Source organism: Rhizobium sp. BR 362, from assembly GCF_036528765.1.
Taxonomy (GTDB): Bacteria; Pseudomonadota; Alphaproteobacteria; order Rhizobiales; family Rhizobiaceae; genus Rhizobium.
The window spans coordinates 1-2363 of sequence record NZ_JARWGH010000085.1; the positions used below are offsets into that span (position 1 = coordinate 1).

The 2363-nt window shown below is 54.6% G+C and carries 1 protein-coding gene and 2 pseudogenes; 2 read left to right on the forward strand and 1 reads right to left on the reverse strand.

The window, feature by feature from the left end; translation table 11 throughout:
- Window positions 1-177 (forward strand): annotated as a pseudogene (locus tag QDY28_RS30785) (IS630 family transposase); the annotation flags it as partial.
- A 6-nt stretch (window positions 178-183) separates the two neighbouring features.
- Window positions 184-411 (forward strand): annotated as a pseudogene (locus QDY28_RS30790) (transposase); the annotation flags it as partial.
- Window positions 412-544: 133 nt separating this feature from the next.
- Here the strand turns inward: QDY28_RS30790 and QDY28_RS30795 are convergent.
- Complete coding sequence (locus tag QDY28_RS30795) at window positions 545-1780, reverse strand: ATP-grasp domain-containing protein (protein WP_184806390.1); 1236 nt, start codon at window positions 1778-1780, stop codon at window positions 545-547.
- Between the last annotated feature and the right edge of the window lie 583 nt (window positions 1781-2363).

Sequence of the window (2363 nt, forward strand, 5' to 3'; positions counted from 1 at the left end):
GAGTTGAACCCGGTCGAAAACCTCTGGCTCTTCATGCGCGAGAATTGGCTCTCGAACCGAGTCTTCAAATCCTACGACGATATCGTCAATCACTGTTGCGACGCATGGCGAAAACTCGAAAGTCAGCCCTGGCGCATCATGTCCATCGGACGCAGAGAATGGGCCAATGCGTTCTGATCAATGAGAAGCCGTATTACGAGCAAAATCCACGCCCTCGTCGACGCCGAAGGTCGCCCCGTCACCCTGCGTCTGACCGGCGGGCAAGTCGCCGATTGCACCGAGGCCGAAGCGCTGACGGACGAACTCGGCGAGGGAGATATCCTCCTGGCGGACAAGGGTTATGATAACAATGCCATTCGGGCCAACGCCGAAAGCAGTGGCTGTTCGTCGCGCTCACGAAGATCACGGCGGGGCGCGATCGAGCCTGGGCCCCAGAACCTGTGAATGCCCAGTTGCGACAACCAAGTCCAATCTCTCTCTGCACTCGGTTGTGAATGCCGGGTGGCAAAGAACGGATAATTAGGTTATCGGTCCCCCATGGTTCCTATTCGGCAGGAGTTGCAAATGGAATGATAGACCAAGTTATTAAGCTAGCGGCACGCTCAAGTATTGTCTGCGTTTGAGTATGATGCGGTGAGGTGGCGATGACATGCCCGATCGCGTCTCGATAATCACTCGTTCTGACAATTTCGGTCTTAGGCTTGACGTACAATTCAACTTCGGCGACACCCAGTTCAGCCGCTGCCCTTTCATCACCATCGACCCAATCAAGAATCCCGTCGCTGTCAGGCACCAGGAACCGCGCTCCCGCAACCTGAGAGCGCGTTATGTGCAACTCCGATTTTTCGCCGATGACAAGCTTGATGTGCTCAGTCACAAGATCTACGCCGTATGCTAGTAGCACCAGCCGAGGGGTCGCCAAACCCGGAAGACGGGGATTGATTTCAATGGCGACCGGGCCACGTTTTGTCCACCGCAATTCAACGTTCGCCGGCCCCCAGCCCAGCCCAAGCGCTCGTAAGCAGCTTAGTGAAATCTCAGCGACGCAGTCATATTGTCGGCCAGTCAGGGGCGCCGGGAAAATGTACTCACGAGCAATGAAATACGGCAGACAGCCAAAATCAGCGGTACCAACTGCCATAATCTCATTTCCCATAGTGTCGACGCTATAGTATGGGCCTTGTGCAAATTCTTCGACCAGTATCTTCGGCGAAGACCGCCAGACGTGTTTCCCGCCCAGCAGATAGTCCGTATGTTCAGTCAACTCGGCGAGGTTGCGGCACAATCGAACACCGCTGCTGCCACTGCCAACAACTGGCTTAAGTATCACGGGCAGACCGATTTCCATAGCAGACCTTTCAATGCCAGTCGCGTCTGTCGCCAGGCGGTAAGCAGGTACAGGAACGCCGGCTTGTGCGAGGAGTTCACGTTGGGCGAACTTGTCGTAGCACTGTTCGATAGAGACAGGATTCGGGCCCGGTAAACCGAAATGGCGGCAAAGATTGCTTATTATCAAATATTCGGATTCATCGCGACCTGCAAAGCCGGTAATGCCAGCAATGTCATACACCGCACTCAGTCGGCAACACTGACCGATCATCGCGTCTAGATTATCCGTGTCGGCACGGATTGCCTCACCGCGTTCCGCCGCAAGATAACTATACTGAGTTGGATTAGCCGACAGCGTAATGGGATAAAGTCCAAGGCGCGCGGCCGCCTTCATATACAGAGGACCATTACCTCTGCTACCTTCAATTAGAATGAGAGCTCTTTCTGTCATTGGCGTAACTCCGACCGGTGCGAGGGCGAATGCCAATTACCATCTCCCTCAATGTATACTCATTGGTGGCAAGCGTATCATTTTAGCGGAGTTGCTTTTGCAAATATTGTGTAAAGTTTTATGATGGGGACCTGCACCGCTTATTTGGATCGGAGAAGTCCGAAGATGGAACGAATGCTGGCCAGATTTGGTTGAAATTTCCAGAATCGCTCTTTGAGCTCAAGCATTGCTGGTGCTGGTCCCTTCACAACAAAGATCAGCGCGCTCCGCCAAGAACGCCGCGTCGCGGCGGGCTGTGTGAAACTATCGCTGACGTTTTGTTCCTTTTCAGGAGTGCGTTCCGCTCTCATTGGTCCCGGTAGGGACGATGGTTACCCATCGCCCCCCGGTCAGTTCCGTACGTGCGGCACTACCGCATACGGCTCCTATCGGCTGTAGTGACGGTAAGCCGAGCATCAGGATGCGGATGCATCAGCCGGCACGGTGGCAGGTATTTGCGGACGAGCCTTTGGAAACGATCCCAAGGCAAGCGGTGTCGCTGGCTTCGGCGCATCAAGGCGTGTCGCCAAGCTCGACCAACTTC